Origin of the sequence: Aeromonas sp. BIGb0445 (genome assembly GCF_024809075.1) — a bacterium.
In the GTDB taxonomy this organism is placed as follows: Bacteria; Pseudomonadota; Gammaproteobacteria; order Enterobacterales; family Aeromonadaceae; genus Aeromonas; species Aeromonas rivuli.
Genome location: NZ_JANUES010000012.1, coordinates 50,745 through 76,698, shown reverse-complemented (window position 1 = coordinate 76,698; position 25,954 = coordinate 50,745). Strand labels below are relative to the sequence as shown.

Annotated in this window: 23 protein-coding genes; 9 read left to right on the top strand and 14 right to left on the bottom strand. The window is 63.9% G+C overall.

The window, feature by feature from the left end; translation table 11 throughout:
• Positions 1–38: 38 nt before the first annotated feature.
• Both M2367_RS17625 and M2367_RS17620 read left to right on the top strand, forming a co-directional pair.
• Positions 39–200: a hypothetical protein gene (locus M2367_RS17625; RefSeq protein ID WP_157013861.1), complete on the top strand. Its 162-nt coding sequence runs from the start codon at positions 39–41 to the stop codon at positions 198–200.
• A 20-nt stretch (positions 201–220) separates the two neighbouring features.
• Positions 221–1,372 (top strand): iron-containing alcohol dehydrogenase, encoded by a 1,152-nt coding sequence (locus M2367_RS17620; RefSeq protein ID WP_259237471.1) that lies wholly within the window; start codon positions 221–223, stop codon positions 1,370–1,372.
• A 133-nt stretch (positions 1,373–1,505) separates the two neighbouring features.
• Here M2367_RS17620 and M2367_RS17615 read toward each other — a convergent pair whose 3' ends face one another.
• The 3 genes from M2367_RS17615 to M2367_RS17605 form a co-directional block, all read right to left on the bottom strand.
• Entirely contained in the window at positions 1,506–2,132 is a 627-nt protein-coding gene (locus M2367_RS17615) for a glutathione S-transferase family protein (protein ID WP_259237469.1), read from the bottom strand.
• A gap of 102 nt (positions 2,133–2,234) precedes the next feature.
• Positions 2,235–3,503 carry an O-acetylhomoserine aminocarboxypropyltransferase/cysteine synthase family protein gene (locus M2367_RS17610; protein ID WP_259237467.1) on the bottom strand — a complete coding sequence of 423 codons (1,269 nt, stop codon included), beginning with the start codon at positions 3,501–3,503 and terminating at the stop codon, positions 2,235–2,237.
• A gap of 111 nt (positions 3,504–3,614) precedes the next feature.
• Positions 3,615–3,791 (bottom strand): hypothetical protein, encoded by a 177-nt coding sequence (locus tag M2367_RS17605; protein WP_157013858.1) that lies wholly within the window; start codon positions 3,789–3,791, stop codon positions 3,615–3,617.
• 100 nt (positions 3,792–3,891) lie between these two features.
• Here M2367_RS17605 and sgrR point away from each other — a divergent pair, with 100 nt between their 5' ends.
• The 4 genes from sgrR to M2367_RS17585 all read left to right on the top strand — a co-directional run bounded on the left by sgrR (position 3,892) and on the right by M2367_RS17585 (position 9,246).
• Complete coding sequence (gene sgrR / locus M2367_RS17600) at positions 3,892–5,604, top strand: HTH-type transcriptional regulator SgrR (protein WP_259237465.1); 1,713 nt, start codon at positions 3,892–3,894, stop codon at positions 5,602–5,604.
• A gap of 147 nt (positions 5,605–5,751) precedes the next feature.
• Positions 5,752–7,929, top strand: coding sequence for a catalase/peroxidase HPI (katG, locus tag M2367_RS17595; RefSeq protein ID WP_259237464.1), 2,178 nt, complete (start codon positions 5,752–5,754; stop codon positions 7,927–7,929).
• 183 nt (positions 7,930–8,112) lie between these two features.
• The gene (locus M2367_RS17590; protein ID WP_042039991.1) at positions 8,113–8,508 is read left to right on the top strand and encodes a thioesterase family protein; all 396 of its coding nucleotides are present in this window, start codon (positions 8,113–8,115) and stop codon (positions 8,506–8,508) included.
• A gap of 30 nt (positions 8,509–8,538) precedes the next feature.
• Positions 8,539–9,246 (top strand): hypothetical protein, encoded by a 708-nt coding sequence (locus M2367_RS17585; RefSeq protein ID WP_224431838.1) that lies wholly within the window; start codon positions 8,539–8,541, stop codon positions 9,244–9,246.
• Positions 9,247–9,310: 64 nt separating this feature from the next.
• Here M2367_RS17585 and M2367_RS17580 read toward each other — a convergent pair whose 3' ends face one another.
• Complete coding sequence (locus tag M2367_RS17580) at positions 9,311–10,063, bottom strand: lipase secretion chaperone (RefSeq protein ID WP_259237463.1); 753 nt, start codon at positions 10,061–10,063, stop codon at positions 9,311–9,313.
• Positions 10,060–10,971, bottom strand: coding sequence for a triacylglycerol lipase (locus M2367_RS17575; RefSeq protein ID WP_259237461.1), 912 nt, complete (start codon positions 10,969–10,971; stop codon positions 10,060–10,062). The genes M2367_RS17580 and M2367_RS17575 overlap by 4 nt, the downstream gene beginning before the upstream one ends.
• 214 nt (positions 10,972–11,185) lie before the next feature.
• Here M2367_RS17575 and M2367_RS17570 point away from each other — a divergent pair, with 214 nt between their 5' ends.
• Positions 11,186–11,629 (top strand): DUF2753 domain-containing protein, encoded by a 444-nt coding sequence (locus tag M2367_RS17570; protein ID WP_259237459.1) that lies wholly within the window; start codon positions 11,186–11,188, stop codon positions 11,627–11,629.
• Positions 11,630–11,659: 30 nt separating this feature from the next.
• A complete protein-coding gene (locus M2367_RS17565; protein ID WP_042039985.1) occupies positions 11,660–12,277 on the top strand; it encodes a superoxide dismutase in 618 nt (205 codons plus the stop codon).
• Between the two features lie 337 nt (positions 12,278–12,614).
• Here the strand turns inward: M2367_RS17565 and M2367_RS17560 are convergent, their stop codons facing one another.
• The 8 genes from M2367_RS17560 to M2367_RS17525 all read right to left on the bottom strand — a co-directional run bounded on the left by M2367_RS17560 (position 12,615) and on the right by M2367_RS17525 (position 23,500).
• Positions 12,615–13,391 (bottom strand): vancomycin high temperature exclusion protein, encoded by a 777-nt coding sequence (locus M2367_RS17560; protein ID WP_259237456.1) that lies wholly within the window; start codon positions 13,389–13,391, stop codon positions 12,615–12,617.
• A 202-nt stretch (positions 13,392–13,593) separates the two neighbouring features.
• Positions 13,594–16,338 carry a collagenase gene (locus M2367_RS17555; RefSeq protein ID WP_259237454.1) on the bottom strand — a complete coding sequence of 915 codons (2,745 nt, stop codon included), beginning with the start codon at positions 16,336–16,338 and terminating at the stop codon, positions 13,594–13,596.
• 178 nt (positions 16,339–16,516) lie between these two features.
• Positions 16,517–17,914: an AMP-binding protein gene (locus M2367_RS17550; protein WP_259237452.1), complete on the bottom strand. Its 1,398-nt coding sequence runs from the start codon at positions 17,912–17,914 to the stop codon at positions 16,517–16,519.
• Positions 17,907–18,836 carry an o-succinylbenzoate synthase gene (gene menC, locus M2367_RS17545; RefSeq protein WP_259237450.1) on the bottom strand — a complete coding sequence of 310 codons (930 nt, stop codon included), beginning with the start codon at positions 18,834–18,836 and terminating at the stop codon, positions 17,907–17,909. The genes M2367_RS17550 and menC overlap by 8 nt, the downstream gene beginning before the upstream one ends.
• Positions 18,836–19,696, bottom strand: a complete 861-nt coding sequence (gene menB / locus M2367_RS17540; protein WP_404972806.1) for a 1,4-dihydroxy-2-naphthoyl-CoA synthase — start codon at positions 19,694–19,696, stop codon at positions 18,836–18,838. Before menB ends, menC begins: the two co-directional genes overlap by 1 nt.
• Positions 19,689–20,489 carry a 2-succinyl-6-hydroxy-2,4-cyclohexadiene-1-carboxylate synthase gene (gene menH / locus M2367_RS17535; protein ID WP_259237449.1) on the bottom strand — a complete coding sequence of 267 codons (801 nt, stop codon included), beginning with the start codon at positions 20,487–20,489 and terminating at the stop codon, positions 19,689–19,691. The genes menB and menH overlap by 8 nt, the downstream gene beginning before the upstream one ends.
• Complete coding sequence (menD, locus tag M2367_RS17530) at positions 20,458–22,173, bottom strand: 2-succinyl-5-enolpyruvyl-6-hydroxy-3-cyclohexene-1-carboxylic-acid synthase (protein ID WP_259237448.1); 1,716 nt, start codon at positions 22,171–22,173, stop codon at positions 20,458–20,460. Before menD ends, menH begins: the two co-directional genes overlap by 32 nt.
• Before the next feature lie 25 nt (positions 22,174–22,198).
• Positions 22,199–23,500, bottom strand: coding sequence for an isochorismate synthase MenF (locus M2367_RS17525; protein WP_259237447.1), 1,302 nt, complete (start codon positions 23,498–23,500; stop codon positions 22,199–22,201).
• Positions 23,501–23,710: 210 nt separating this feature from the next.
• Between M2367_RS17525 and M2367_RS17520 the strand changes: the two genes are divergently transcribed.
• Positions 23,711–24,616, top strand: coding sequence for a 1,4-dihydroxy-2-naphthoate polyprenyltransferase (locus M2367_RS17520; protein WP_259237446.1), 906 nt, complete (start codon positions 23,711–23,713; stop codon positions 24,614–24,616).
• 51 nt (positions 24,617–24,667) lie between these two features.
• Here M2367_RS17520 and M2367_RS17515 read toward each other — a convergent pair whose 3' ends face one another.
• The gene (locus M2367_RS17515; protein WP_259237445.1) at positions 24,668–25,921 is read right to left on the bottom strand and encodes a HAMP domain-containing sensor histidine kinase; all 1,254 of its coding nucleotides are present in this window, start codon (positions 25,919–25,921) and stop codon (positions 24,668–24,670) included.
• Between the last annotated feature and the right edge of the window lie 33 nt (positions 25,922–25,954).

Sequence of the window (25,954 nt, the reverse complement as noted above, 5' to 3'; positions counted from 1 at the left end):
GTAGTGGCAAAGCGGGCCTCTGTGAAAGATGACGCGGCATGATGCTTATTTACCGGAGTCTTGCCCTGAACGACCATAACAGAGTCGCGCTTGGCTACCTCATTGAGATTGGTGACAATCTTCATTTTGATGGTCAGCTCTCGTTTTTTGACCTCATGGGGCGGCAGGGGCACAATGACGGCACAACGCTCCCCGTTTGACCATCTGTGAGGATCCTGCCTTGTACAACTTTCAATACTCGAATCCGACCCGGGTCTGCTTTGGCGAAGGCCAGATTGCCAGCCTGCCCGACCTTATCCCGGCAGGCAGTCGCGTGCTGGTGCTCTATGGCGGTGGCAGCATCAAACACAACGGCGTCTATGACCAGCTGGTGACTGCACTAACGGGTCTGGACTGGCAAGAGTTCTCCGGCATCGGCGCCAACCCCCAGTACGATCAGCTGATGGAGGCAGTCGCCCTGGTGAAACGTGAGCATATCGACTTCCTGCTGGCGGTGGGTGGCGGCTCCGTGGTGGATGGCAGCAAGTTTGTCGCTGCCGCCGCCTGTTATCAGGGCGAGGATCCCTGGGACATATTGAAGAGCGATGCACCCTTCGAGCACGCTCTGCCCCTTGGCTGCGTGCTGACCCTGCCTGCCACCGGCTCGGAGAGCAATCCCGCTGCCGTGGTGAGCCGGGGCGATGCCAAGCTCTCCTTCTACAATCCGCTGGTGCTGCCGCAATTTGCGGTGCTCGATCCCACGACGACTTACAGCCTGCCAGTGCGCCAGGTGGGCAACGGCGTGGTGGATGCCTTCGTCCATATCCTGGAGCAGTACCTCACCTTCCCGGTCGGGGGGGATGTGCAGGATCGACTGGCCGAGGGCTTGCTGCAGGTGCTGATCGACAATGGCCCCCTGGCCCTGTCCGAGCCGCACAACTACCAGGTGCGCGCCAACATCATGTGGGCGGCCAGCCTAGCCCTCAATGGCCTGATCGGCCGCGGTGTGCCCCACGATTGGTCCACCCATGCCATCGGTCACCAGCTCACCGCCCTGTACGGGCTGGATCACGCCCAGAGCCTGGCGGTGGTGTTGCCCTCCCTGCTGCGGGAGCAATCTGCCCAGAAGCAGGAGAAGCTGTGCCAATATGCCAAGCGGGTCTGGCAGGCGAGTCGGGAGGACAAGGCGCTGCGCATCGAGGAGGCCATCATCCGTACCGAGCAGTTCTTCCAGCAGATGGGCGTCGGCACCCGCTTGTCGGATTACGGCCTCAACGAGAGCTGCATTCCGGCCATCTGCTCCAACCTCAAGCGCTTCGAACTGACGGCGCTGGGTGAGCATCAGGACATAGACCCTGACAAGGTGGCGCGGATCCTCTCCCACGCCCTCTAAGCCCGGGCGCTGGAGCCAAGGGGGAGAGGTTGCCAGGATCTTCCCTGTGCACTCAGATCCCTCGGCTCCCGAGCTGAAAAGAGAACGCCCCGCATTCGGGGCGTTTTGCATGTTGTGGTAGCGTGCCGGGGGCTCAGGCGCTCTGATCCAGCTCGCGTTCCAGGGCTGCCGCCTTCTGACGGGCCGGATGGGTATTGAGGCGTTCCCAGTAGCTCTTAAGGTGCGGGAACTGGGCCAGCTGGCCGCCCTGGGCCAGCAGATCGACCAGGAAGGAGTTCATGATGTCGGCGCCGGAGAGACGCTCCCCCACCAGATAGCGGCGGGTCGCCAGCACCTCATTGAGATAGCCCAGCACCTTGGCGCACTCCACCTGGGCGTAGCCCGGCAGGAAGCGCATCGGGCTGCCATCCTTGCGCACGAACATGTCCAGCAGCAGCGGCAAGATGCCTGAGCTCTCGGCGAAGTGGAGCCACTGCAGGTAGTCGGCGTACTCCGGGCTCTCGGGATCAGGAGCCAGGGTGTGGGGAGCATGGCGGGCGATCAGGTATTCGGTGATGGCGCCGGATTCGGCCAGGATCCGCCCGTCAAACTCGATGACAGGGGATTTGCCAAGGGGATGAATGGCCTTGAGCTCGGGGGGGGCCAAAAAGGTAGCGGCATCGCGCTGGTAGGCCTTTATCTGGTAAGGCAGCCCCAGCTCTTCGAGCAGCCAGATGATGCGTTGGGAGCGGGACTTGTTCAGGTGATGCAGGACTATCATGGGAACCTCGATGGGGTGGCGGAAGGGCATGATACGCGCCGGCGTGGTGACTGGTTCACCGGCAGACAAAAAAGAGCGGGCAGATGCCCGCTCTGTGCTGATTCAGGCCGCCAGCGCCTGATCCAGATCCGCCAATATGTCTTCGATCGCCTCGATCCCCACCGACAACCTGATCATCTCCGGCTTGACCCCCGCCTTTGTCTGTTCCTCCTCGCTCAGCTGGCGATGGGTGGTGGAGGCGGGGTGGCAGGCCAGGGACTTGGCGTCGCCGATATTGACCAGTCGCTTGAAGATCTTGAGCGCATCGTAGAAGCGCACGCCCGCCTCATACCCTTCCTTCAGACCGAAGGAGAGGATGGCCGAGGGGCGGCCGCCCATGTACTTCTCCGCCAGCGGATAGTGGGGGTGATCCGGCAGGCCGGCGTAGCTGACCCAGGCCACCTTGGGGTGATGCCTGAGGTGGTGGGCGACCCGCAGGGCATTCTCTACATGGCGCTCCATGCGCAGGCTCAGGGTCTCCAGCCCCTGCAACAGCAGGAAGGCGTTCATGGGGGCCAGGGCCGCACCGGTATTGCGCAGGGGCACGGTGCGCACCCGGCCTATGAAGGCCGCAGGTCCGAAGGCGTCGGTGTAGACCACACCGTGGTAGGAGGGTTCCGGCTGGGTGAGCTGGGGGAAACGTTCGGCGTGATCCGCCCAGGGGAACTTGCCCGAGTCGACGATGACGCCGCCCAGCGAGTTGCCGTGACCGCCCACGTACTTGGTGAGGCTGTGCACCACTATGTCGGCGCCGTGTTCTATGGGTTTGCACAGCACCGGGGTGGCGACGGTGTTGTCGACGATAAGCGGCACGCCGCGGGCGTGGGCCACCCTGGCGAAGGCCGCCAGATCGACGATGTTGCCCGCCGGGTTGCCGATGCTCTCGCAATAGACCGCCTTGGTCTTGTCGTCGATGAGGGCGGCGATGGCCTCGGCGCTGTCATCCTTGGCAAAACGCACCTCGACCCCGAAACTCGGCAGCATGTGGGCGAACAGGGTGTAGGTGCCGCCGTAGAGCTGGGGGGTGGAGACGATGTTGTCGCCGGCGGCGGTCAGCGCCTGAATGGCGTAGGTGATGGCGGCAGACCCCGCCGAGACCACCAGCCCGGCGATGCCCCCCTCCAGGGCGGCCATTCGCTGCTCCAGCACGTCGTTGGTGGGGTTCATGATGCGGGTGTAGATGTTGCCGGGCACCGCCAGGTTGAACAGATCCGCCCCGTGCTGGGCGCTGTCGAACTCGTAGGCCACCGTCTGGTAGATGGGCACGGCCACCGCCTTGGTGGCGGGATCGTGGGAAAAGCCGTGGTGCAGGGCCAGGGTCGCATCTTTCATCACACACTCCTTGTTGGACGTCGTCGCCATTATGGATGGATAGACGTCCAATCTAGCAGGCCCTCACCCGTTGTAAACAGACCCTACTGGCAAAGCTATTGCGGATCTCTGCTACAGGCGGCGACGGTACTCCTTGTCGTCGATCTGGTGCATGTCCCACTGCATCAGGCGATTGAGCTGGGCCATGGGATCTTCCACCAGCGACAGTGGGCGGGGCAGGATCCGCTTGAAGTAACGGCGCATCCCTTGCTGGATCCGGCTTGGTTTGAGGGGCTGTACTGAGTTCATTTGAGTGCTCCTGTGCTGTGGTTCTCACGTTCGCCAGCAGTATTGAGCTAAAATGCGGAAGTAAAAACTGACGACTTAGCCAACCAGGATTTCCTCTTTTATGACCAGTCCCCGTCTCTATCAGCATTTTCAGCGTCTGAGCCGCCTGCTTGAGGCGGATCGACTGGAACTCAGCCTGGCCGAGGTGGCCGAGCTGCTCTGCTGCACTCCCCGTAACGCCCGGCTCTTGCTGCGACGCATGGAGCAGGAGGGGTGGCTCAGCTGGTCGGCCCGGGCCGGGCGTGGCAAGCGATCCACCCTGCAACTGCTCGACAGCCAGGAGGGATCCCTGCAGCGCAGATTGCGGGCTCTGCTGAGCCAGGGCCAGCTCGCCCAGGCCATGGCGTTGGCGGGGGAGCGGCTCGATCTGGTCACCCCCTTGCTCTATGAACAGCTGGGTCAAGCGACCCGGGAGGGGCGTCAGATCCTGCGAGTACCCTATTACCGGCCACTGCCTGGCCTGCTGCCGAGCGGCCCCCTGCGTCGTTCCGAGGTGCATCTGGCCCGTCAGCTGTTCAACGGCCTGACCCGGCGAAATGAGGAAAATGGGGAAATCGAGGGGGATTTGGCTCACCACTGGGAGCTGTTGAGCCCCTGTCATTGGCGTTTTTACCTGAGGCCTGCGGTGCGCTTTCACCATGGCCGGTCCCTGGATATCCAGGATGTGATCGACAGCCTGGCCGCGCTCGGGGATCGCCCCCTGTTCCAGCATATCGTCGGCTTTGATCACCCTTGGCCGCGTACCCTGGACATACACCTCGCCAACCCGGATCCCTGGCTGCCCCATCTGCTGGCCGAGCCCATGGCCGCCATCTTGCCGCGGGAACTCAAGGATCAGCCCGGCTTTGCCCTGCGCCCGGTCGGCACAGGTCCCTACAAGGTTGGCGCCAATGATCCCTTACAGCTCCGGCTGACCGCCTTCGATGATTACTTCGGTCTGCGTGCCCTGCTCGACGAGATAGATATCTGGATGCTGCCCGAACTGGCGGAGCGGCTGGAGAGCCACCTGCGCCTCGGCAGCGACAGCCCCGAGCTGGGTACCATGCAGGGTGAGTCAGGACTCGAGTCCGGTTGCTACTTCTTGTTGCAAGATGACAGGTCAGCGGCCCTGGCCGATCTCTCCCTGCGGCGCTGGCTGCTGACCCTGCTCAATCCGGTCGCCCTGATGGCCAGGGTGGCCCCCGAGCTGCAACGGGGCTGGACCAGTGCGCTAGGTTTGCTGCCCCATTGGCGTGAAGCCTTGCCGCCACCTCAGCCCGAACCCGCGGCCCTGCCAAGGCGACTGGTGCTGGCCTGTTTCAACCAGCACCTGGAGTTTCACGAGTGTGCCGGCGCCATGACCAGCCTGCTGGCAGAGCGGGGCATCGCGCTGGAGGTGCGTACCCTGGATTACGGTCGCTGGGTCAGCGGCGAAGATGAGGATGTGGATCTCTGGCTCGGCACCCTCAACCTGGAGCATGAAGGGCCTTTCGCCCCCTATGCCTGGCTGCAGGGGACCCCCCTGTTGCAAAGGGTCTGGAGCAAGCAGAGCGCCCTGTGGCAGGGGCTGGCCGCCTGGCGTGCATCTGGTCATGAGTCCGGGCCACGGCTCCTGCTCGCCCGGTTGCAGCAGCAAGCCTGGTTTGTGCCGCTGTTTCACCACTGGTTGGAGCTGGAGAGCCGGGTCGGGGTGCACGGGGTGCGCATGACGGCGCTGGGCTGGTTCGATTTTCGCAGTGCCTGGCTGCGGCCCGAGCTGGCGAACGGAGCCGCCGAGGAGGAGGGCACGGCTTAGCTCGCGGCGCGCTTTTTTGCCGCCGCCCCTCCTGACTATTATGTTGCGTCTCAAAAAGCCAGGAAGGGGTAGGGGGATCACAGAAGAGATCATCCTCATGTGCCATGCTGATTCTGGTTATGGAAAGCAGAGCAAGTGAGGAAAATGATGAGCAACAATTCAGAACATTCCCAAGGACGATGCCCGGTCATGCACGGAGGCAGCACGACGACCGAGATGGCCAATATGGAGTGGTGGCCCAAGAGCCTGAACTTCGACATCCTTCATCAGCACGATACCAAGACCAACCCCCTCGGGCCCGACTTCGACTACCGCGAAGAGCTCAAGACCCTGGACGTGGCCGCCCTCAAGCAGGATGTGATCGCCCTGATGACCGACAGCCAGGATTGGTGGCCGGCAGACTGGGGCCACTATGGCGGCCTGATGATCCGCATGGCCTGGCATGCCGCCGGTACCTATCGCATCGCCGATGGCCGTGGCGGTGGTGGCACAGGCAACCAGCGCTTCGCGCCGCTCAACTCCTGGCCAGACAACGCCAACCTGGACAAGGCCAGGCGCCTGCTGTGGCCCATCAAGCAGAAATACGGCAACAAGATCAGCTGGGCGGATCTCATCTTGCTGGCTGGCACCCTGGCCTATGAGTCCATGGGGCTCAAGACGTTCGGCTTCGGTTTCGGCCGCCAGGATATCTGGCATCCGGAGAAAGATATCTATTGGGGAGCAGAGAAAGAGTGGCTGGCCCCCAGCGACAACCCCAACAGCCGCTACTCAGGGGTGCGAGACCTCGACAACCCGCTGGCGGCGGTGATGATGGGGCTCATTTACGTCAATCCTGAAGGGGTGGATGGCAACCCGGACCCACAGAAAACGGCGCAAGACATTCGCGTTACCTTCGCCCGCATGGCGATGAATGATGAAGAGACGGTCGCCCTGACGGCCGGTGGCCACACCGTCGGCAAGACCCACGGCAATGGCAGCGCCAAGCAGCTTGGTCCTGAGCCGGAAGGGGCCGAGATTGAGGATCAGGGGCTCGGCTGGCTCAACAAGACCAGCAGAGGCGTCGGCCGCGATACGGTCACCAGCGGCATCGAAGGGGCCTGGACGACGCAACCGACCCGCTGGGACAACGGTTACTTCGATATGCTGTTCGGCCACGAGTGGACCCTGACCAAGAGTCCGGCCGGGGCCTGGCAGTGGATACCCATCGACATCAAGGAAGCGGACAAGCCGGTGGATGTGGAGGATCCCTCGATCCGCTGCATGCCCATCATGACCGATGCCGACATGGCCATGAAGGTCGACCCCGAATACCGCAAGATAGCCGAGCGTTTCCGCGATGATCCTGCCTATTTCTCGGATACCTTCGCCCGGGCCTGGTTCAAGCTGACCCACCGGGATCTGGGGCCCAAGGCGCGCTATCTGGGGCCTGATGTGCCGGCAGAGGATCTGATCTGGCAGGATCCTGTGCCTGCTGGCCGCAGTGGCTACGACATTTCGGCCCTCAAGGAGCAGATCCGCAACTGTGGCCTCAGCGTAGGGGAACTGGTCGCCACCGCCTGGGACAGCGCCCGTACCTTCCGTGGCTCGGACATGCGCGGTGGCGCCAACGGTGCCCGCATCCGCCTGGCGCCCCAGAAAGAGTGGCAAGGCAACGAGCCCGCCCGACTGGCCAAGGTGCTCAAGGTGCTGGAACCCATTGCCGCGGCCGCCAAGGTGAGCGTGGCGGATGTGATAGTGCTGGCGGGCAATGTGGGCGTCGAACTGGCGGCCAAGGCGGCCGGGGTGCCGGTGACAGTGCCCTTCTACCCGGGTCGCGGTGATGCCAGCGAGCAGATGACGGACGTCGATTCCTTCGAGCCCCTTGAGCCGCTGCACGATGGCTATCGCAACTGGCTGAAGAAGGAGTACCTCGTCAGTGCCGAGGAGCTGATGCTGGATCGCACCCAGCTGATGGGGCTGACCGCCCATGAGATGACGGTGCTGGTCGGGGGCATGCGGGTGCTTGGCACCAACCATGGCGGTACCCGGCACGGGATCTTTACCGAGCGTGAAGGGGCGTTGACCACGGACTACTTCGTCAACCTCACCGACATGGCCAATCTCTGGCATCCCACCAGCAAGCAGCTCTATGAGGTGCGGGATCGCAAGAGTGGCAAGGTGAAGTGGACGGCGACCCGGATCGACCTGGTGTTCGGCTCCAATTCGGTGCTGCGTGCCTATGCCGAGGTCTATGCCCAGCACGACAGCAAGGAGAAATTTGTGGGTGACTTCGTCGCGGCCTGGAACAAGGTGATGAATGCGGATCGCTTCGACCTGATAAGCTAAGCTCTACCTCATTGCCCCGCACACCACCCTGTGCGGGGCATTTTTTTGTCTGCCACATACCTGGATATGGCGCAGTGACGTCGTCTGACCAGGGGCATCCCTGTCCTTTGAGGCCGGATATCGGTAACATCCTGTCAGCCGATGATGGCCAGCCCCCGCTCATCCACTGACAAGGAGTCACCCATGCTGGAAATGCAGATCTTCCCCCGTTTTCAGGAGACGGATGCCCTGGGGCATATCAATAACACAGTGCCAGCGGTCTGGTTTGAATCGGCGCGGGACCCCCTGTTTCGCATCTTCTCCCCCGAGTTGGATGTCCATGACTGGCATCTGATCATCGCGGGCTATACGGTGCAGTTCAAACGGGAGCTGTTCTACGGTCAGCCAGTGCTGATCAAGACGGGGGTGAGCCGTATCGGCAGCAGTTCCTTCACCCTCTGGCAGGAGGCCTGGCAGGAGGGCGAGCTGGCGGTGACCGGTGAGACGACCCTGATCCATTTTGACTACCAGACCCGCCAGTCCGTGGCGCTGAGCGAAGCGCAGCGGGACGGGCTCAGGAGCTGGTTACTCGAGCGTTAACCTTGGCAATTGGCCAATCACAGGATATCTATGCGCAAGATCCTCATCGCCCTGACCTTGGGGTTAGGTTCACTGCCCGCACTGGCGGCCTCTCTCGCACAACAGTTCACCCTGATGGAGCAAGGTGCCCAAAGTGCTCTGGATACCCGGCTGTTCAGTCATGACGGTGTCGAGATCCAGGCCTGGATAGATGGCCCCCCGGTCATCATCGCCGTGCCCATTCGTGACGAGCAGGGCAAGCTGGTCGGCGAGAGCCGTTACTACTTCAAAGGCGGCAAGCTGTTTGGGGTCAAGGAGCCCGAGGCCCAATTTGGCTTCGATGAGCAAGGTGCTCTGACCCAGTGGCTGGATGCCAAGGGTGAACCGGCCGAGTTCGTCAGCAAGATGAGCATGCAGCAGCGTGAAGCCTGGCTTAGCAAGCGCGCCACCGAGCTGACCGCGCTCTTTGCCTTGAGTCCGGGGGAGCTGCGTCTGGCCAACGGGGATGCCAGCATCAAGCTCAAGGGGGCGGAGCTCGCCCACTGGCTGTGCAACGACAAGCTGATGGCTCTGACCGGTGGGGACAAGGTGACCTCGGAGCAATCCGGGCTCAAGGTGAGCGAAGAGCAGGTGGTGGGGGCCGTCAATCTGCGCCTCGATAAAGGCTGGCAGCCGCTCTCCCTGCGCTGCGATCTGCAGGCCGGGCGGGTCACTCGCCTCACCTGGCAGCCCTTGCCCGGAGCCAACAAGCCGCAGTGATGATGCTCGCCGTGCGGCGACGCTCTTTATCACAATGACAAAAGGGGCCCCAGGGCCCCTTTTGTCATTGTGAGGGGGTCTGCGCTTGGCGCAGCCGGGTCAGGGCCGCCACCCGGCGCCACTGCTGCTCGGGAAACCATGACGCCAGCAACTGTTGGCGGGTCTGGGGATCCGGGTCTGTCATGGTCGCCAGCGCCCCCAGATAGCCATCGAGTTGCCGTTCGAAGTGTTGACTATCCTGGTCGAGTTGCTGCAATCGGCCCTGTGCCTCGGGTCCGACCCGTTCCAGCATGGCGAGACGCCGGGCCTCGGGGGGCAGGTGCGCCATGTGCTGCAGATCGCTTATCAGCCGGCCATTGGTCTCCGCCTCCTGAAACCAGTCCGGCTGCTCGGCGAGCCAGATGTCGAGCGCCTCCCCAAGGGCCGCCTGCTCGGTGGGACTCGCCTCGGCCAGCCCCTTGCGCCTCAGGGTCCACTGCTCCATCAGCCTCTCCTCACCAAACAATCTGGCCTGCTCCTGGGGGGTGAAACTGCGTTGGCGTAGCTGCTCGCGGGAGTCGAACAGCTGGCTCAGGCTGGCGAGATCCGGGGCCTGGGGCAGGGCCAGTCTGGCCTCTTGCTGGAGAAATGCCTGATAGCGCCTCAGCAGGGGATCCGCGATGGGTTGACCGCTGGCGAGGTGCTCGACGAGTTGTTGGCGCAGGCTGGATGGGTCGGGAGCCGGGTGCTTCTCCTGCCTCTGGTTCAGCCAATAGCCGAGCAGGCCGAGCAACAGGCTGGCTATCGCCAGTGTCAGCAGCCTTGTGTTGCTCTTCACAGTCCCATCTCCTTGAGGCGGTTGGCATGTTGACGGTAGAGGCTGACCGGATCCGTCTCGAACAGATGATGGATGCCAAATGATTGATTCACTTCGTCCAGATGGTTCATCCGGTAGCCGGTGCCAATCACCTTGCCGAGGTGGCTGCTACAGACCCCCACCAGACCGTCATTGGCCTCGCTGAAGAAGGTGCCGGTGAGCACCAGGGCCGGATCCACGGGATCCAGGATATTGGTCAGGTTGCCGCGCCCGCTCCAGGAGAAGTAGTAGACACCGTTATCGGCGCGCAGGGGCCCCTCGCCACAGTAGCGGCTGGGCAGGCCTTCCGGGTAGGCGGCGTTGAAGCGGGCAGCCCCTGTACTGGTGAGGGCATCCAGGGCTGCGAGAGGATCCTGAGGCAGGGTGGTGCCGCCGGACAGCAAGGAGATGACCCCGGACAGGGCGGAGGCGGCGGAGGCCGCCAGCGCTTCCCCGGCCGAGCCGGGGAGGACTCGCATCCGCACCTTGTCCGCTATCTCTGAGCCGAAGTTGACGCCGCCGACGCTGGTGGCCGAGGCGACCAGTTCGGGGGCGACCGAGGCCACGTAACGAATGGTGGGGCCGCCGTGGGAGTGGCCGATGAGGTTGACCTTGTCGGCACCGGTCACGGCCAGCACTTGCTGCACCTGGGTCAGCAACTGCTCGCCCCGCAGCTCCGAGCTGGCGGTGGCAGAGACCTGGGCGACATATACCTTGGCGCCATCCCGACCGAGGGCCTGGGGGATCCCGTAGAAGTAATCCACCCCCAGCAGCTTGTCGAAACCGAACAGGCCGTGGACCAGCACTATGGGGTAACGGGTCTGGGTATAGCCGCTCGCCTGACCCAGCAGGGGCAGGGCGCAGAGCAGCAGTAACAACCATCTCTTCATATCAGCATCCTTGTTGATAGGGTCATGGACCACGTCCGGCATCATGCCAGTCCGAGCAGCATGGCTTCCGCAGGGGAACCGGGCTGTGCGGGGGATCACTAAACGGTCAGCCTCGGTCGTGGCTCCCCCATATGGGGTTGGCCGGGTCTGCTTGTTTCCTGCGGATTAGTATGAAATGATAATTAATATCATTCAACTTGTGGGTGGAGCAGAGATGGCGAGACAGGATCCCATGGCCCAGTGGCGGCAACATACCCGGCTGGCGAATCACCACTTTGCCGAGGGCAATCACCTGGCGGCTCTGCCTGGTTACCGGCAGGCCCTGCGCCTGGCCGAGCAGCAGTTGTTGAGCTGGCAGGATGCGAATGAGGTGGTTGCCGCCCTGGTCGTCGCCTGTCATAACCTGGCCGACCTGATGATGGCCATGGGGGAGGAGTCGAATGCCACCACCTTGCTCTGTCAGGCTCATCAACAACTGCTGCAGCTGTCCCATTCACCCTCTTGTCGCAACGCACTCAGGGTGGCGGCCCTCAATCACAGTCGCCACACCCAGATGGAGCTGCTTGCCTTCCTGCGCAAACGGGGACCCAACGTCGTCATCCAGGCCTGCCTCGACCAGTGCCATTGTCAGGGGCGCAGCGCCCACACTCTTCATTGATCGCCCATTACCCAGTCGCAAGGAGTTGCCATGAATCATGTCCTGCCCGCTCTGCCCTATGCCTATGATGCACTCGAGCCCCACCTGGATGCGCTCACCATGGAGATCCATCACAGCCGCCACCATCAAACCTATGTGAACGGTCTCAACGCCGCCCTGGCCACTGCGCCTGAGTGGGCAGACAGGCCCCTCGAGCAGCTGCTGCGCGGCATCGACAGCCTGCCCGCCAGCCTGCAAGGTGCGGTGCGCAATCATGGTGGCGGCCACGCCAACCACAGCCTGTTCTGGCAGGTGATGAGCCCTCAGGGGGGCGGCCTGCCAGAGGGGGAGTTGCTGGTGGCCATCGAGCGGGATCTCGGCGGCTTCGAAGGGTTCACCAAGTTGTTCACCCAGGCGGCTCTAACCCGCTTTGGCAGTGGCTGGGCCTGGCTGGTGGTCACCCCGGCTGGCAAGTTGCAGGTCGAGAGCAGCGCCAACCAGGATAGCCCGCTGATGCTGGGATTGACCCCGGTGCTGGGTCTGGATGTGTGGGAGCATGCCTACTACCTCAAGTACCAGAACAAGCGCCCGGACTACATTGCCGCCTTCTATGAGGTGATCGACTGGCCGCAGGTGGCAGAGCATTATCGACAGGCATTGGCACGTTAAGCAGGCAGTGCCAAGTCTGCTGTGAGTCCATATAGCAAGACCCGCCGAGGCGGGTCTTTCTCTTGCTAGCTGATGGCATTGAGTCGAATCAATCGGCCAGAGTCGCACTCGCCGCCGAAGGCGGGATCAGCTTGTTGCTGGCCAATGGCTGCAAGGGCGTGAACCGGGTCACTCGACCTGGGTCGCACTCGCCGCCGAAGGCGGGATCAGCGTGTTGCTGGCCAATGGCAGCAAGGGTAGCAAGGGAGTGAACCGGGTCATTCGACCTGGGTCGCACTCGCCGCCGAAGGCGGGATCAGCTTGTTGCTGGCCAATGGCTGCAAGGGTGTGAACCGGGTCACTCGGCCTGGGTTGCACTCGCCGCCGAAGGCGGGATCAGCACCTGCTCGCCACTGGCCAGGGGCTCGGTTGGCAGCGGCAGGCAGGGCTGGCTCAGCCCCAGGGTGCTGAGCGGGCGACAGGGGATAGGCTCGCCAATATTGACAGGCTGACCGAGAAACTTGGGGCCCTTGTCGAGGATATAGAGATCGAGCAGCCCCATCAGCCGGGCGAAGACTTCACGCACACGGGTGCGGATGCCCTGGTAGGCGCTGGGATCTTCGGCATTGAAGCCAACCGCCTCTATGCCGAAGTGGCGGGCGATGAAGATGGCGCGTTCATTGTGGAAGGCTTGGGAGACCACGGTGAAGCGATCCTGACCGAACACCTCCCTGGCGCGCACCATGGAGTCCAGGGTGCGAAAACCGGCGTAATCGCTATAGATGGCTTTGGCGGGAATCCCCGCCTTGATCAGGGCGCGGCGCATCTGGCGCGGCTCGTTGTACTGCAGGGTTGCGTTGTCACCTGAGACCAGGATGTAGTCCACCTTGCCGTTGTTATAGAGCGCGCTCGCCGCCTTGATCCGGGTCTGGAAATATTGATTGGTGCCGCCGCCGACCAGGTATCTGGAGGTGCCAAGCACCAGGGCCACTCTGTTGTAGGGCACCTTGTCGACATCGTCATAGGTGTATTGACGGCTCCCGGACACGGCCCACTCCCCGTAAACCAGCAGCAGGGCGGCAGAGCCCAGCAACAGGCAGAGGCAGATGAGCAGTATCTTGCGAAGCTTCGTCATGGGCGGTCAGAGTCTGGCTTGAGGGTGAAACAGCGTGGCCGTCATTCTATTACATCTTGGTTGCCCCCGTCATGGGCAATGGCCTTATTCGAGTGGGCAGCAGCCTGTACCTGTCGCAGCACATCGTTTCTAACCCCTTGATAGAGTACGAAACTTGTGCAAAGGGGCAGCGATGGCTGCCCCTGTTTGCTAACCCTCATCCTCAATGAGCGGAGTCGTTCGCCTTGCACTCGTCGGACTCCTTGTTGGACTCCCACCAGGGCAGCAACTCGCGGCCGAGCCACTGCTGGTAGGCCTCGCTGTCGCTTGCGATAAGCGCATCCAGCTCGGCCTCGAAGTCGCTCATCGCCTGCTGCTGATTCGGGTTGCGCAGGGCCCGGGCCATGGCCAGCCAGCTGGCGCCGCGCCCTGTCTCGCTGAGGAAGCGATGCACCGTATAGGACCATGAGTAGACCAGCTCGCCCCCCTTGTCGTAATCCAGATGCAGTATGTCGGCCAGGCTCGGTCGTTCGGCCGCCGGGCGACCGGCGACGTTGTCCATGCCACGGGCGAAGCACTGACCGTGGGCGATGAACTCCGCCAACCCTTCCGACCACCAGGTGGTGCGGTTGAGGGGGTAGTGGCCGAAGCTGCCGTACTGGTTGAAGCGACCATCCAGATAGTGCACGTACTCGTGGCGCAGGTTCCACACCTGGAAGGCCGGGCGCTTCCACTCGGCCTCATAGGCGAAGAAGCGGGCCTGGTTGCCGGGACGGGCCGGATCCCCTTCGATGTAGATGCCGCCGTTGTCGGTGGAGACACCACCAAACAGGGCGCTGCCGTAGCGCTTCCAGTCGGCGGAGGAGTCGAAGATCACCAGCTCCAGTGCCTCGTTGAGATCGTCCGCCACCGGCTGCCAGCCGGTTTCCAGCTGCCGATGGAACTGCAGCTCCTCGGCCCCCAGCTCGCGGCAGATGCCGTCGGCCTCGGCCTGGCTCAGCTGCTGGGCCCGCAGGCGCAGGGTCGGCGAGCAGGTGTGCTCGAACGGCAGCACATCCTCCAGCCGGATCGGGGTGCAGAGTCCGGCAAAGTCACCGCTGATGCAGGCCTCGCCGGTGCGATCCGTGTAGGTCAGGTAGTAGGTGGAGAGGGTCAGCGACATGTCGTCCAGCAGCGTCTGGCTCTGCTGGCCACCCGGGATCAGGCCGTGATGACGGATGAGCGCGATGACTGAGCCATCCAGCAGGGTGCGATAGCCTTCGCTCTCGTCCGGACGGGTATGACGGGCGACCCGGTAGAGGCGGGTATAGGCATCGAGCACGTTGTTGAGCAGGAACAGATCCGCTCCGTCCCGTCCTTGCCACAAGGCGAGCTCGCTCATGCCGAGGGCGTGCAGCTGTTTGCGCAGCTCGCCATCCTGCTGGCGGAAGTCGGCGGCGAAGGCGTCGCTATGGTCACTGGCGAAGTCGAGGAAGTTGAGCAGATCGAACAGGCCGGTGGCCCAGGCATGCTGACCATTGATCTCGCTGGCGTGGCGGGTGCTATAAGCCAGCATCTGGTTGAACTGGCCGAGCAGGGTGCCGAAACGGCTCTGCAGCGCCGGGCTCTTGAACTGGCCATGGAGGGCTATGCTCCAGGCGCCCATGACGGCGCCTACCTCATCGCTGGCCTGCTCCGGGTAGAGCAGCGGATGGGCGCCTAGCGCGGTCAGGGCTTCAGCCAGCGCCTCGGCGGCGGCCGGGCCATCCTCCTTGTGCTTGCCATGGTTGTGATAGTTGTGGGCGCGCACATATTCCAGCAGCAGCTTCATGGCCGGATGGGCGGGCTGATTGGCCGCCAGCAGACTCTGCATGCCCCGCGACACCGCCAGCAGCTTGCGGTCGTCGTGGCCATAGTTTTCCTGCCAGACGGGAGCGGGCTGGCCGCTGGCATCCTGCACTATCCTGGCGGCCTCGGCATCCAGCAGATCCGTGCCCGGCTGCTCCGGCTCGGCGCAGGGGCGGCCATCGGCGCGGTGGCAATCGAGCTGCTCCTCCTTGCTGGCCAGCACTATGGGGCGATTGAGCACCCGACTCTCCTGCCATTCGTCGGTTTCCGGCAGGGCCTGCCACTCGCTGCCACCGACCGGGAATTGATAGCCGCTGTCTTTGAGCACCACCTGCACCTCGCTGCCGGCGGGCAGGGTCTGGCGGCACACCCGGTAGCTGATGGTGTTGTCCCCCTCCTGGCGGGTCTGGGGCTCATCGCACTCCTGTTGTGCCCTGGTTTCGTCCAGCTGCCAGCTGTACTGGCGCCAGAGGTGCAGCTCGCGGACCTGGCTGGCGGCCTGACTGCCTGGCACCGGTTGCAGGCGGAAAAAGATCTGCTCGAGGCGGCCGTCCCGCTCATTTGGGGTCTCCTCCAGCACGCTGAGCTGTTGCCAGTCTCGGGGCTGGTACTGCCAAAGCTGCTCGGCGCAGCGCCCCTCGGTATTGAGCTCGCAGCGATCCAGCTCCTGCTCGCTGTGACCCAGTATGATGCGCTCGGGGAGCGGCAGACTGTCCTGACGCGGGGCGGTCGGGGTGCCCGTCAGCGGCTCCCAGCGGCCCTGTTTCAGGCCGTAGCCAAAGTCATAGCTGCTGGCCGGGATGGCCTTGCCCAAAGGCACCACCTGCTCGCAGTGGCGATAGCGGATCTGCCAGCCCTGCTCGACCTTGAGCTGGGGCTTGCCGCAGGCTTGCTCCGCCAGAGCACTGAGGTCGCTATCGTTCCAGTCGAAGCGGCGGTAGACCCGCAGTTGCTGATAGGGGGCATTGTCATCGCGAGCGCTCAGTTCGTAGGTCACTTCGGTGACCCGATCGCTCAGCTGGCGGCTGGATTCACCGTTCAGCCGGTACTCTTGCCAGTCGGGGGAGTAGTTGGCCAGTGCCGAGGTGGCGAGCAGGCCGGGGGCTGCCAGGAGCAGCAGCCTTGTACCCAGATAGTTCATGGTTATCCCTTTGCGTTATTGTCTGCGTGGTTAGCGCGGGCAATGTACAGGGCCCCAAAAGGGTATCAACTGACCATCTTGGTCTTATAAATCATGTATTTAATCTGGTTAATAACAAAATGAGCCCCATAAGGGGCTGGCGTGATAGCAAGGACTCAGCGCCATTTGGGGGGCGTTCTCAGTCCCCGGCTTGCAGGCTCCGGGCGAGCAGGGTGCGGGAGGGTTTCAGGCTGCCGCCGAGATCCGGCCAGGGCAGCCAGCGGTCCGGCACCATAAAGCCGGGTAACGCCTGCCTGATCCAGGCGGCCAGTTCGGCGTGGGGCACGGGCTCGCCGTGCCAGTCGATGAAGGCGGCGGGGCGCTGGCCCCATTCCTCATCCGGGATGGGCACCACCAGCGCCTGGGCCACGGCGCCGTGATCCACCAGTCGCTGCTCTATGGTCTCGGGCTGGATGTTTTCGCCCCCGGAGATAAACAGGTTGTCGAGCCGCCCCTCCACCACCAGTTCCCCGTCCGCGTTGAAGTGGCCCTTGTCCCGGGTGTGGAACCAGCCCTCCTCATCCAGGGGGCGTTCCAGCCCCCCCTCCCTGAAATAACCGGCAAACAGGGTGTCGCCGCGCACGCAGATCTCGTCTTGCTGGATGCAGACTTCCCGCCCGGGCAGGGGCAAGCCGACCACGCCCGCTGCGGCAGGCTGGCCGGTGCAGACCTGACTGCCCATCTCGGAGAGGCCATAGCTCGACTTGGGGGTAAAGCCCATGGCAGTGAGACGGTTCACCAGCGGCTGCGGGATGGCGGCGCCGCCGAGCAGCAGTTCGCGCAAACGGGTGCGGGCGGGGTCGAAGCCTTGCGCCAGCAGGCGCCAGAGCTGGGTCGGCACCAGGGAGAGGTGGGTGATGGGCAGGCGTTCGAGGCGCTCCTTGAGGGACTGGCTGCGATCGTCAAGCACCAGACTGGCCCCCGCCAGGAAGACCCGAAACAGGATGGCGTAGCCGCCCACGTGAAACAGCGGCAGGGAGAGCAGCCAGCCACAGTCGCCATCGAGGGGGATCAGGCTGGCCGAGCCCCGGGCCGAGGCGAGGTGATTGGCGAGGCGATGCACCACCGCCTTGGGGGTGCCGCTGGACCCCGAGGTGAGCACCATGTTGTTCAGCCCATCGGGATCCCATGAGAGGGTCTGGCCGGTGGCGGGAAGTGCATGGTTGAAATCCAGCCTGAGCGATTGCCATGGGCCAGCCGGTGTCTCATCTGCCGACCAGAAGGCGGTCGCGGCCAGCTGATGGGCCAGCTCCCCTTGTCTGGCAAGGGGAAAGGCCGGATTGAGGGGACAAAACAGAATGCCGCTGCGCACACAGGCCCATGCCAGCAGCACATCGTCCAGGGCGCCGCGCACCAAGGCGGCCAAGTGATCCCCTCTGTGGATTCCCGCTTGTGCCAGCTGTTGGCAGAGACTGTTGAGTCGCTCATCGAGTTGCCGATAGCTGAGCGGGGTGGCGGCATGAATGGCGATGCGGGTCGGGGCTAGCCCAGCCCAGTGGCGTACCGGGCAGTGAGTCGAGGGGGGTTGTTCAATCACGCAGGTACAGAGTCTCCAGGCAGGCGGGATCGGGCTCGCCATCTGCCCCCAGCAGATCGCTGGCGAGCCAGCGGCGGGTGTCCAGACCCGGGGCCTGATCCGGCGCCCACTCGGCGGCGAGGCGGGCCAGTTGACCCAGCCCCACTCCCGACTCGAAGCAGGATGAGACGATCACTTTCAGCCGCAGTTCGCGGGCCCGGGCCACCAGTGCCTCGCTGTTGGCCAGCGCCCCGAGCAGCATGGGCTTGAGCACCAGCGCCTTGAGTTGGGGGATGGGTTGCCAGGGTTTGCCCTGTACCAGCAACTCGTCGAGGGCGATGGGCATGCCGGTACGGCTGGCGACGAAGGCGATATCCTCGAAGCTGGCGCAGGGATCTTCCAGGTATTCGATGCGGTTTGGATCCAGGTGGCCGCAGAAGGCCCAGGCCTCTTCCCGGGTCCAACCCTGGTTGGCATCCAGCACGAGATTGAGAGTGGGGCGCCGGTCGAGCAGCAGGCGGATCAGCGCCAGCTCGTCGCGCATGGGATAGCGGGCCACCTTCAGCTTGGCTTTGGCCGGCGTCTGGTGCAGCCACTCCTTCCAGTGCTTGAGCAGATCCTGGGGGGCGCCCTGGATCAGCGGATAAGGCTCGGGCAGCGGCTTGTCCTGCGCGGGCCAGTGGCGGCGCGCGCAGTCAAAACCGAACTGCACCGAGGGCAGGCGCGGGGCCGGTGTCTCCCCCCGGGCCAGCTGCTCCAGGCAGGCTCTGGCCTCCGTTTCGGCCTCGGCCAGGGATTCCTGGGAGAAGCCGGGCAGGGGGGCTATCTCGCCCCAACCCAGGGGGGTGCGCAGCAACAGGCCCTGGCGCACCGACTCGACCCGGCCGTGGAAGCTCAGGGGCTGGGTAAAGGGGAGCTGGTAGCGGTACAGGGCATATCTCATCAGGGGTTGCGCTTGTATTTGGAGAAGTCGGGGCGGCGTTTCTCGTTGAAGGCGTTGCGACCCTCCTGACCCTCTTCGGTCATGTAGAACAGCATGGTGGCATTGCCCGCCAGCTCCTGCAGACCGGCCTGACCGTCGCAGTCGGCATTGAGGGCCGCTTTCAGGCAGCGCAGGGCCATGGGGCTGTTTTGCAGCATCTCCCGGCACCAGCGCACCGTCTCGCGCTCCAGCTCGGCCAGGGGTACCACGGTATTGACCAGCCCCATGTCGAGGGCTTGGTTAGCATCGTACATGCGGCACAGGAACCAGATCTCGCGCGCCTTCTTCTGGCCGACGATGCGGGCCATGTAGGAGGCACCCCAGCCGCCGTCGAAGGAGCCGACCTTGGGGCCGGTCTGGCCGAACTGGGCGTTGTCCGCCGCGACGGTCAAATCGCACATCATGTGCAGCACGTGGCCACCGCCGACCGCATAACCGGCCACCATGGCGACCACGGGTTTGGGGCAGGTGCGGATGTCGCGCTGGAAGTCGAGCACGTTGAGGTGATGGGTGCCTTCGTCATCCTGATAGCCACCGTAGTCGCCCCGGATCTTCTGGTCGCCACCGGCGCAGAATGCCTTCTCACCGAAGCCGGTCAGGATGATGGTACCGATATGATCGTCGTAACGGGCATCGGCCAGGGCCTGCAGCATCTCCTTGACGGTGCGGGGGCGGAAGGCGTTGCGCACCTGGGGGCGATTGATGGTGATCTTGGCGATGCCATCCTGAGACTTGTGATAGAGGATGTCCTCGTAACCGGCAGAACAATCCTGCCACTCAATGGGGGCGTACAGTTCCGCTTCCGTCATTGCTTCAATCATCTGTGCTCTCTTCTCGTTGTTGTCCTGCCCACTCCCTGAGGATCCGGGCAAATTGCGCGGGTTGGCTGGCGTGCAGATTATGGCCGCCATCCAGCGTCAAGTGTCTGATTCTGGGGTTCTGGCTCCCCAGCTGGCAAGCCAGATTGTGAAATTTCCGATCCCGTTGGCCGGAGAGATATGCGACCGGCAACGGGGTGGCTGCCAACCAGGGTGCCAGATCTGGCTGCTGACCGAGGGAGGTGGCTCTGAGCATGGCGGCGACGGCGCGACCGTCATTGCCGAGTCGTCTGGCTCGCTGCCGCTCTCTTTGTCCTTCATCAAGATCCGCAAACACCTCCTGGCGATACCAGTCTGCCAGCACCTGGGCCAGAGGTTCAGTGTCAAAGCGTCTGGCCCAGCCCTCGTCGTGGGCGATGCGGGCCGCGCGCATCGCCAGGGGCAGGCCCGGGTGGCTGTTCTCCAGCAGCAGCGCGCACAGACCGGCAGGCTGCTGGCTGGCGTGATAGAGGGCGAGCCGACCGCCGAGGGAGTAACCCACCAGCCGGTAACGGGAGATGCCCCTCGCCCGCAGCGCAGCGCACAGCCACTGATCAGCCTGCTCGAAGCCATTCACTCCGAGCCCCCGATTGCCACCATGGCCGGGCAAGTCCAGCGCAATCATCTGGCATGCTGGCAGGGCATCCATCACCGGCTGCCAGTCGCGGCCATCGCCGAGCAGCCCATGGAGCAGTACCAGGGGCACCCTGTCGGCGGACAGCGGCTCAGTGACCACGGATCTGCACCCCCAGAGCATGGAGATCCTCGGCCACTTCGCGGCTCGGTACCTTGATTTCAATCAGGATTGCGCCGTTTTCCCGAGGGCGGTTTTCCAAGGCGGCAACATAGGCATGTTCAAATTCCGCCAATGTGGTCGGGGCATGATAGCCGAGGCCAAACATGGCGGCGGCCTGGGCAAAGCCCAGTCCGTGGGGCAGGCAGTAGTAATGCTCCAGCAGCTCGCCCCTGGGCACGGGCAGCATGCGAAATATGCTGCCGCCATCGTTGTTGAGAATGATGACCACCAGGGGGGCCTGCGCCTTGGTGAGCAGGGCCAGACTGTTGAGATCGTGCAGGGCGCTGAGATCGCCGATGAGCAGGGTGGTGGGCTCGGGGCTGGTCTGGGCGAAACCGTAGGCGGTGGCGATCAGGCCATCGATGCCGGAGGCGCCGCGATTGGTCATCACCCGGCAGGGGCCCTTGCCCGTTTCGCCGAGCATGTCCATCAGCCGGGCTGGCATGCTGTTGCCGACAAACAGCTGCCCCTCGATGAGCGACCCCAGGCGGTGACACACACCGAGTTCGGAGAAGCGATCGCAGGCGGCGGCTATCTTCTGGCTGCTGGCGTGCTGCACGTCGTGCAGTCGGTGCCAGGGGGCATGACCCGAGGGTTGGGGGTGGGCGGCCATGAAGGCGGCGGGGGAGCAGAGCAGGCGGCGGCGCAGCCGATAGTCGGGATCGAGCCTGGCCGGTTGGGGGTCGATGAGCCAGTAATCCTGCCAGGGGTGGCTCTTGATAAACTGACCGAGCCGTTTTGAGATGAGGCGGGCGCCAAATTGCAGCAACACCTCGGCCCGGGCCAGCTCGGCACGAAAATGGTCATCTTGCAGGGCCAGATCATGGTGACCGAGATTGCGGCCATCGAAGTGGAGCTGGCTCTGCAGATCCGCCAATAGCGGCCAGCCGAGCCGCTCGCTCAGGGCGGCGATGGCGCTGGCCTGCGCGGGATCCTCGATGCGACCGGCGACGATGATGCCTCGCTTGGTACTCCATTCAGACCAATTCGGCTGGGCCGGGCAGGGGGTGTCACTCGTCTGCCAGGGGCTCCAGGGCCGATCCGACTGCAACCAGTCTCCGAGCGGAGCCAGATAATCGCTGACATCGAGATACTCATCCCCCGGATAGAGGGGCTCTGGGTACATGCAGTTGAAGTGCACCGGCCCAGGGGTCAGCGCCTGCCTGGCCAGGGCCTGATCCACCGAGCTCAGCACGAAGGCGGCGGGGATGGTCGGGCTTGGGCTCGGCAGGTTCTGTTGATAGACGGGGTAGCGAGCGAAGATGCCCTGCTGATCTATGGCCTGATTGGCGCCGTTGTCGATGAGCTCCGGGGGGCGATCCGCGGTCAGCAGGATCAGGGGCACCCCGGTCAGCTGGGCTTCCGCCACCGCGGGCCAGAGGTTGGCCACCGCCGTGCCCGAGGTGGTGATGATGGCAACCGGGCGGCCACTGCCCTTGGCCAGCCCCAGGGCCATGAAGCCCAGTCCCCGCTCGTCGAAGTGCAGGTGACGGCGAAAGCCGGGGTGGGCCGCCGCCGCCATGGTCAGCGGTGCCGAGCGTGATCCGGCGGCCAGCGCCAGGTCGCGTACCCCGAGGCGATGGAGCTCCTCCAGCAGGAGGGAGGACCAGACGTGATTGAAGGTGGCATGACGGCTCGCGAACATGAGGCTCTCGCTATGGGGGTTGGTGCTATCCCAGCAGGGACAGGACGTTGGCTATCTTGTTGTCGAGTTCGGCCCACTCGGCGGCAGGCTCTGACCCTGCGACTATGCCTGCCCCGGCGAACAAGGTGACCGTTTGGGGCCTGATCAGGGCGCTGCGAATGGCGACGCTGAATTCCGAGGTTTCCCGGCTCAGCATGCCACAGGCGCCCGCATACCAGCCGCGAGCATGGGGTTCATGGTCGCGGATAAAGCGCAGGGCGGCTTCCCGGGGGGCACCGCCCACCGCCGGGGTCGGGTGCAGGGCCGCCAGCAGTTGCCCGTCGCTCACGGCGGGATGCAATTCGGCCTCGATGTCGCACTTGAGGTGTTGCAGCAGCCGCAACTTCAGTACGCGAGGCTCGGTCAGGGTGGCGTCATGGGTCAGGGGCGCGAGGCGTTGCAGTATGTCGGCCTGCACCAGGCGATTCTCGAGCCGGTTCTTGCCATCGCCCATCAGCTCGGCGGCGAGCAGGGCATCCGCCGCCTCGTCACCGCAGCGGCGTATGGTGCCCGCCAGCGCTTCGGTATAGAGGTGGTGCTGCTCCCGGCGATAGAGACGCTCGGGGGAGCAGGCGATAAAGGCCTGCTCTGGTTCGAACTGGAAACCGAACTGGAAGCACTCCTCGGCCTGCAGCGTCCAGCTTGCCAGCAGGCTCCAGGGATTGACCCTGGCCCCCTCGAGCCGGCTCTCCCGGGAGAGCACCACCTTCGGGGTTTGCGCCTGGAAATCGGGGGCGGTGACCGCCGCCACCAGCGTTTGCCACTGGGGGAAATCCGGGCTGTCGTGGCGTTGCCACTGCTGGGGCAGCAGGGGCGGCAGAGGCGCTTCGGGTTGCAGGCTGGCGAGGGCTGCGATGGCGCTGTCCAGCTCGGCTTCCCGGTTGTGTTCATCGAACCAGAGATTGAGGCAGAGCTGGGTGCATTCGCCCCGGCGTATCAGCTCGATGCGTGGCAGCACGAAGCGACAGGAGCCAAAGCCCTGCCAGTCATGCTGCCTGGGATCGAAGGCGAGACCGCCGTAATAGCGCGGGCTCTCATCCTGATGGTCATGGGCAAAGGTCTGCTGGATCTGCTCGGATCCGGTCAGTTCGTGGATGCAACCCAGGGCCACATAGTGGGGTTTATCACTTCCCCTGGCATGCCAGTAGATGCGTGGGTACAGGGTCTGGGCGTTGAGCCAGCCGAGGAAAGAGTCCACTTCAATGGCCACGCGCACTCTTGCCAGGCCGCAGGCCTTGTCGTGACGCAGGGCGTCCAGTTGTTCCTTGATATGGGTCTGAGCCAACATGGATTTCGTATCCGAGCCTTGGGGTAGCGGTCTAATGGGCGGGTGTCGGCCGCTGGTTGATGCCAAAAGGGCGATTATTCCTATATATTATCTGCCCATTCATCCATGTACATTGCCCGAGGGAGCCCGGCTCCCAGGCTGGCAAGTATACCCAAATCCGTTTCGATAACCCTTAACACGATCAATATCTGATTGTTTGGCCATCAAAATATGACAAATACCTTCTCTGTGTGGTTGTTGGCGGCGCGTTTGCGAACCCTGCCCCTGGCCTGCTCTTCCATCTTGCTGGGGTCGGGCCTGGCCGCCAGTCGTGGCGCCTTCGATCTCGGCATCATGGTGCTCTCCCTGCTGACCGCCATTTTGCTGCAGATCCTCTCCAATCTGGCCAATGACTATGGCGATGCTGTCTCAGGGGCGGACAATGGCGAGCGGATCGGCCCCCAGCGCGCCGTGGTCTCCGGACTGATCACCAGGCAGCAGATGTGTCTGGCCATGGGGCTGACCGCTTTGGCCGCCGTGGTGAGCGGCCTCGCCCTGTTGATCACTGTCTTCGGTGAGCAGTGGCTGCAGATCCTCGCCTTCGTCGGTCTGGGGGGGGCCGCCATCATCGCGGCCATCACCTACACGGTCGGCAAGACCCCTTATGGCTATCGCGGCTTCGGCGATATTTCGGTGTTCCTCTTCTTCGGTCTGCTCGGTGTGCTCGGCTCCTACTATCTGTTCACCCAGAGCCTGCAGTGGGATCTGCTGCTGCCCGCCACCGCCTGCGGCCTGCTGGCCACCGCCGTGCTCAACATCAACAACGTGCGCGACATCGAGACGGACGCCGCCAGCGGCAAGATCACCCTGGCGGTGCGGCTCGGTCGCAACCGTGCCATCGGCTACCACTGGAGCCTGCTGGGGGCGGCATTGCTCGCCACCATGGCTTTTCTGCTGATTCAGCCTGCCAGCCTCTGGCCCTGGATCTTCCTGCCCGCCCTCAAGCCGCTCACCGATGCCGCGCGCACCCTGCGCCAGAGCTATGACGGTGAGGTGTTGACTGGCGCCCTCAAGAAGACCGCCATCAGCGCGTTTCTCTACAGTCTGTTGCTCTCCGTCGGCCTGGCGCTCTCCTGAGTACCCGCCCTTGACGTCATGTGCAGAAGAGGCGCCCTGGGGCGCCTCTTTTTATGGTGAAGGCGGTGGCATCTCGCGCGGGCTAACCTGCCGGGTGTCGCTCATCCGCAGGCTGGCGCAAAACAGCCCCTGTTCCAGGCGGGTTGTTATCTGCCAGCCGAGCTTATCGCAGATGCGCGTTATGATGGTGAGGCCGCAGCCGTAGCCGAGGATCTGATCCGGCGCCGCTGCCGTGGGGTTGCTGATGGTGAGATGATCCCCCTTGAGCACTATCTCGATGTGGCCCTCGGCATAGCTCAGGGCATTCTTGAGCAGGTTGCCAAGGGCAATGGCGAGCAGGGAGAGGGGGGCCTGCACTTCGCTCCGGGCATCGAGGTCGAGGCGGATATCCAGGGGCTCGCGTTGCAGCAGGGGGGCGAGGCGGGCCAGCTCCCGCTGGATCAGCGGCGCGACGCGCTGAGCTGAGCGCTCCACCGCCTCCTTGCGACCCAGCAGCAGGAAAGTGTCGGTCAGTAGCGCCATCTCCTCGCTGGCGGCGCGAATGCGGCTGGTGGCCCGGGCGGCGGGGGCGGGCAAGTCTGTTACCTTGCCGAGCAGGGCGGCCGAGCCCTGGATCACCATGTTGGGGGTGCGCAGCTCGTGGCTGGCGAAGCGGCTGAACTCCTGCTCCCGGGCGAACACGGCGGCCACCTCCTGCTTGCCAGCCAGCAGTGCCTGCTCTATGTCCCGCAGCTCCTGCCAGGGGGCGTCGGGGATGAAATCCTCGCTGCCCGGGGTGAGGTGGGCGACCCTCTGCTGCAATCGCTCAAGGGGCCCGGAGATCAGGCGCACCAGCCAGATGCCAAAGCCGATACAACCCAGCAGCAGGGCCAGCCCGATCAGGCGGGTGGTCAGATGCAACTTGTCTTCGTAAGGATCCAGATAGTCATCGGCATCGTCATTGAACACCAGATAGAGCAGGCCCTGGCCCGAGGGGTGGGCGCGCACCAGGAAGTGCTTGTCCTCCTCCCCCAGCTGGTGTTCGAAGAAGCCCGGGCTCTGATAGGGTTTGAGCCAGGCTGGCAGGCGACCCCGCTCGGTCCAGTAGCTGGAGAATTGGCGCGGGCTGGGGGCCGGGGCCGCCAACCCGAGTCGCAACCAGTCATCGTTGTAGCGGGTGACTTCGGCTTCCAGCCAGTGCTGCAGGCTCAGCTCTTCCATCTTGTCTTCGGCCACCACCATCAGCAGGCTGATGAGGGTCAGCAGCAACAGACCCGCCGTGCTCAGGCTCAGGATCAGGCGACGGCGTAAACTGGGCAGGCTCATCTTGTCACCTTGCTGAATGAGGTCATGACCCCA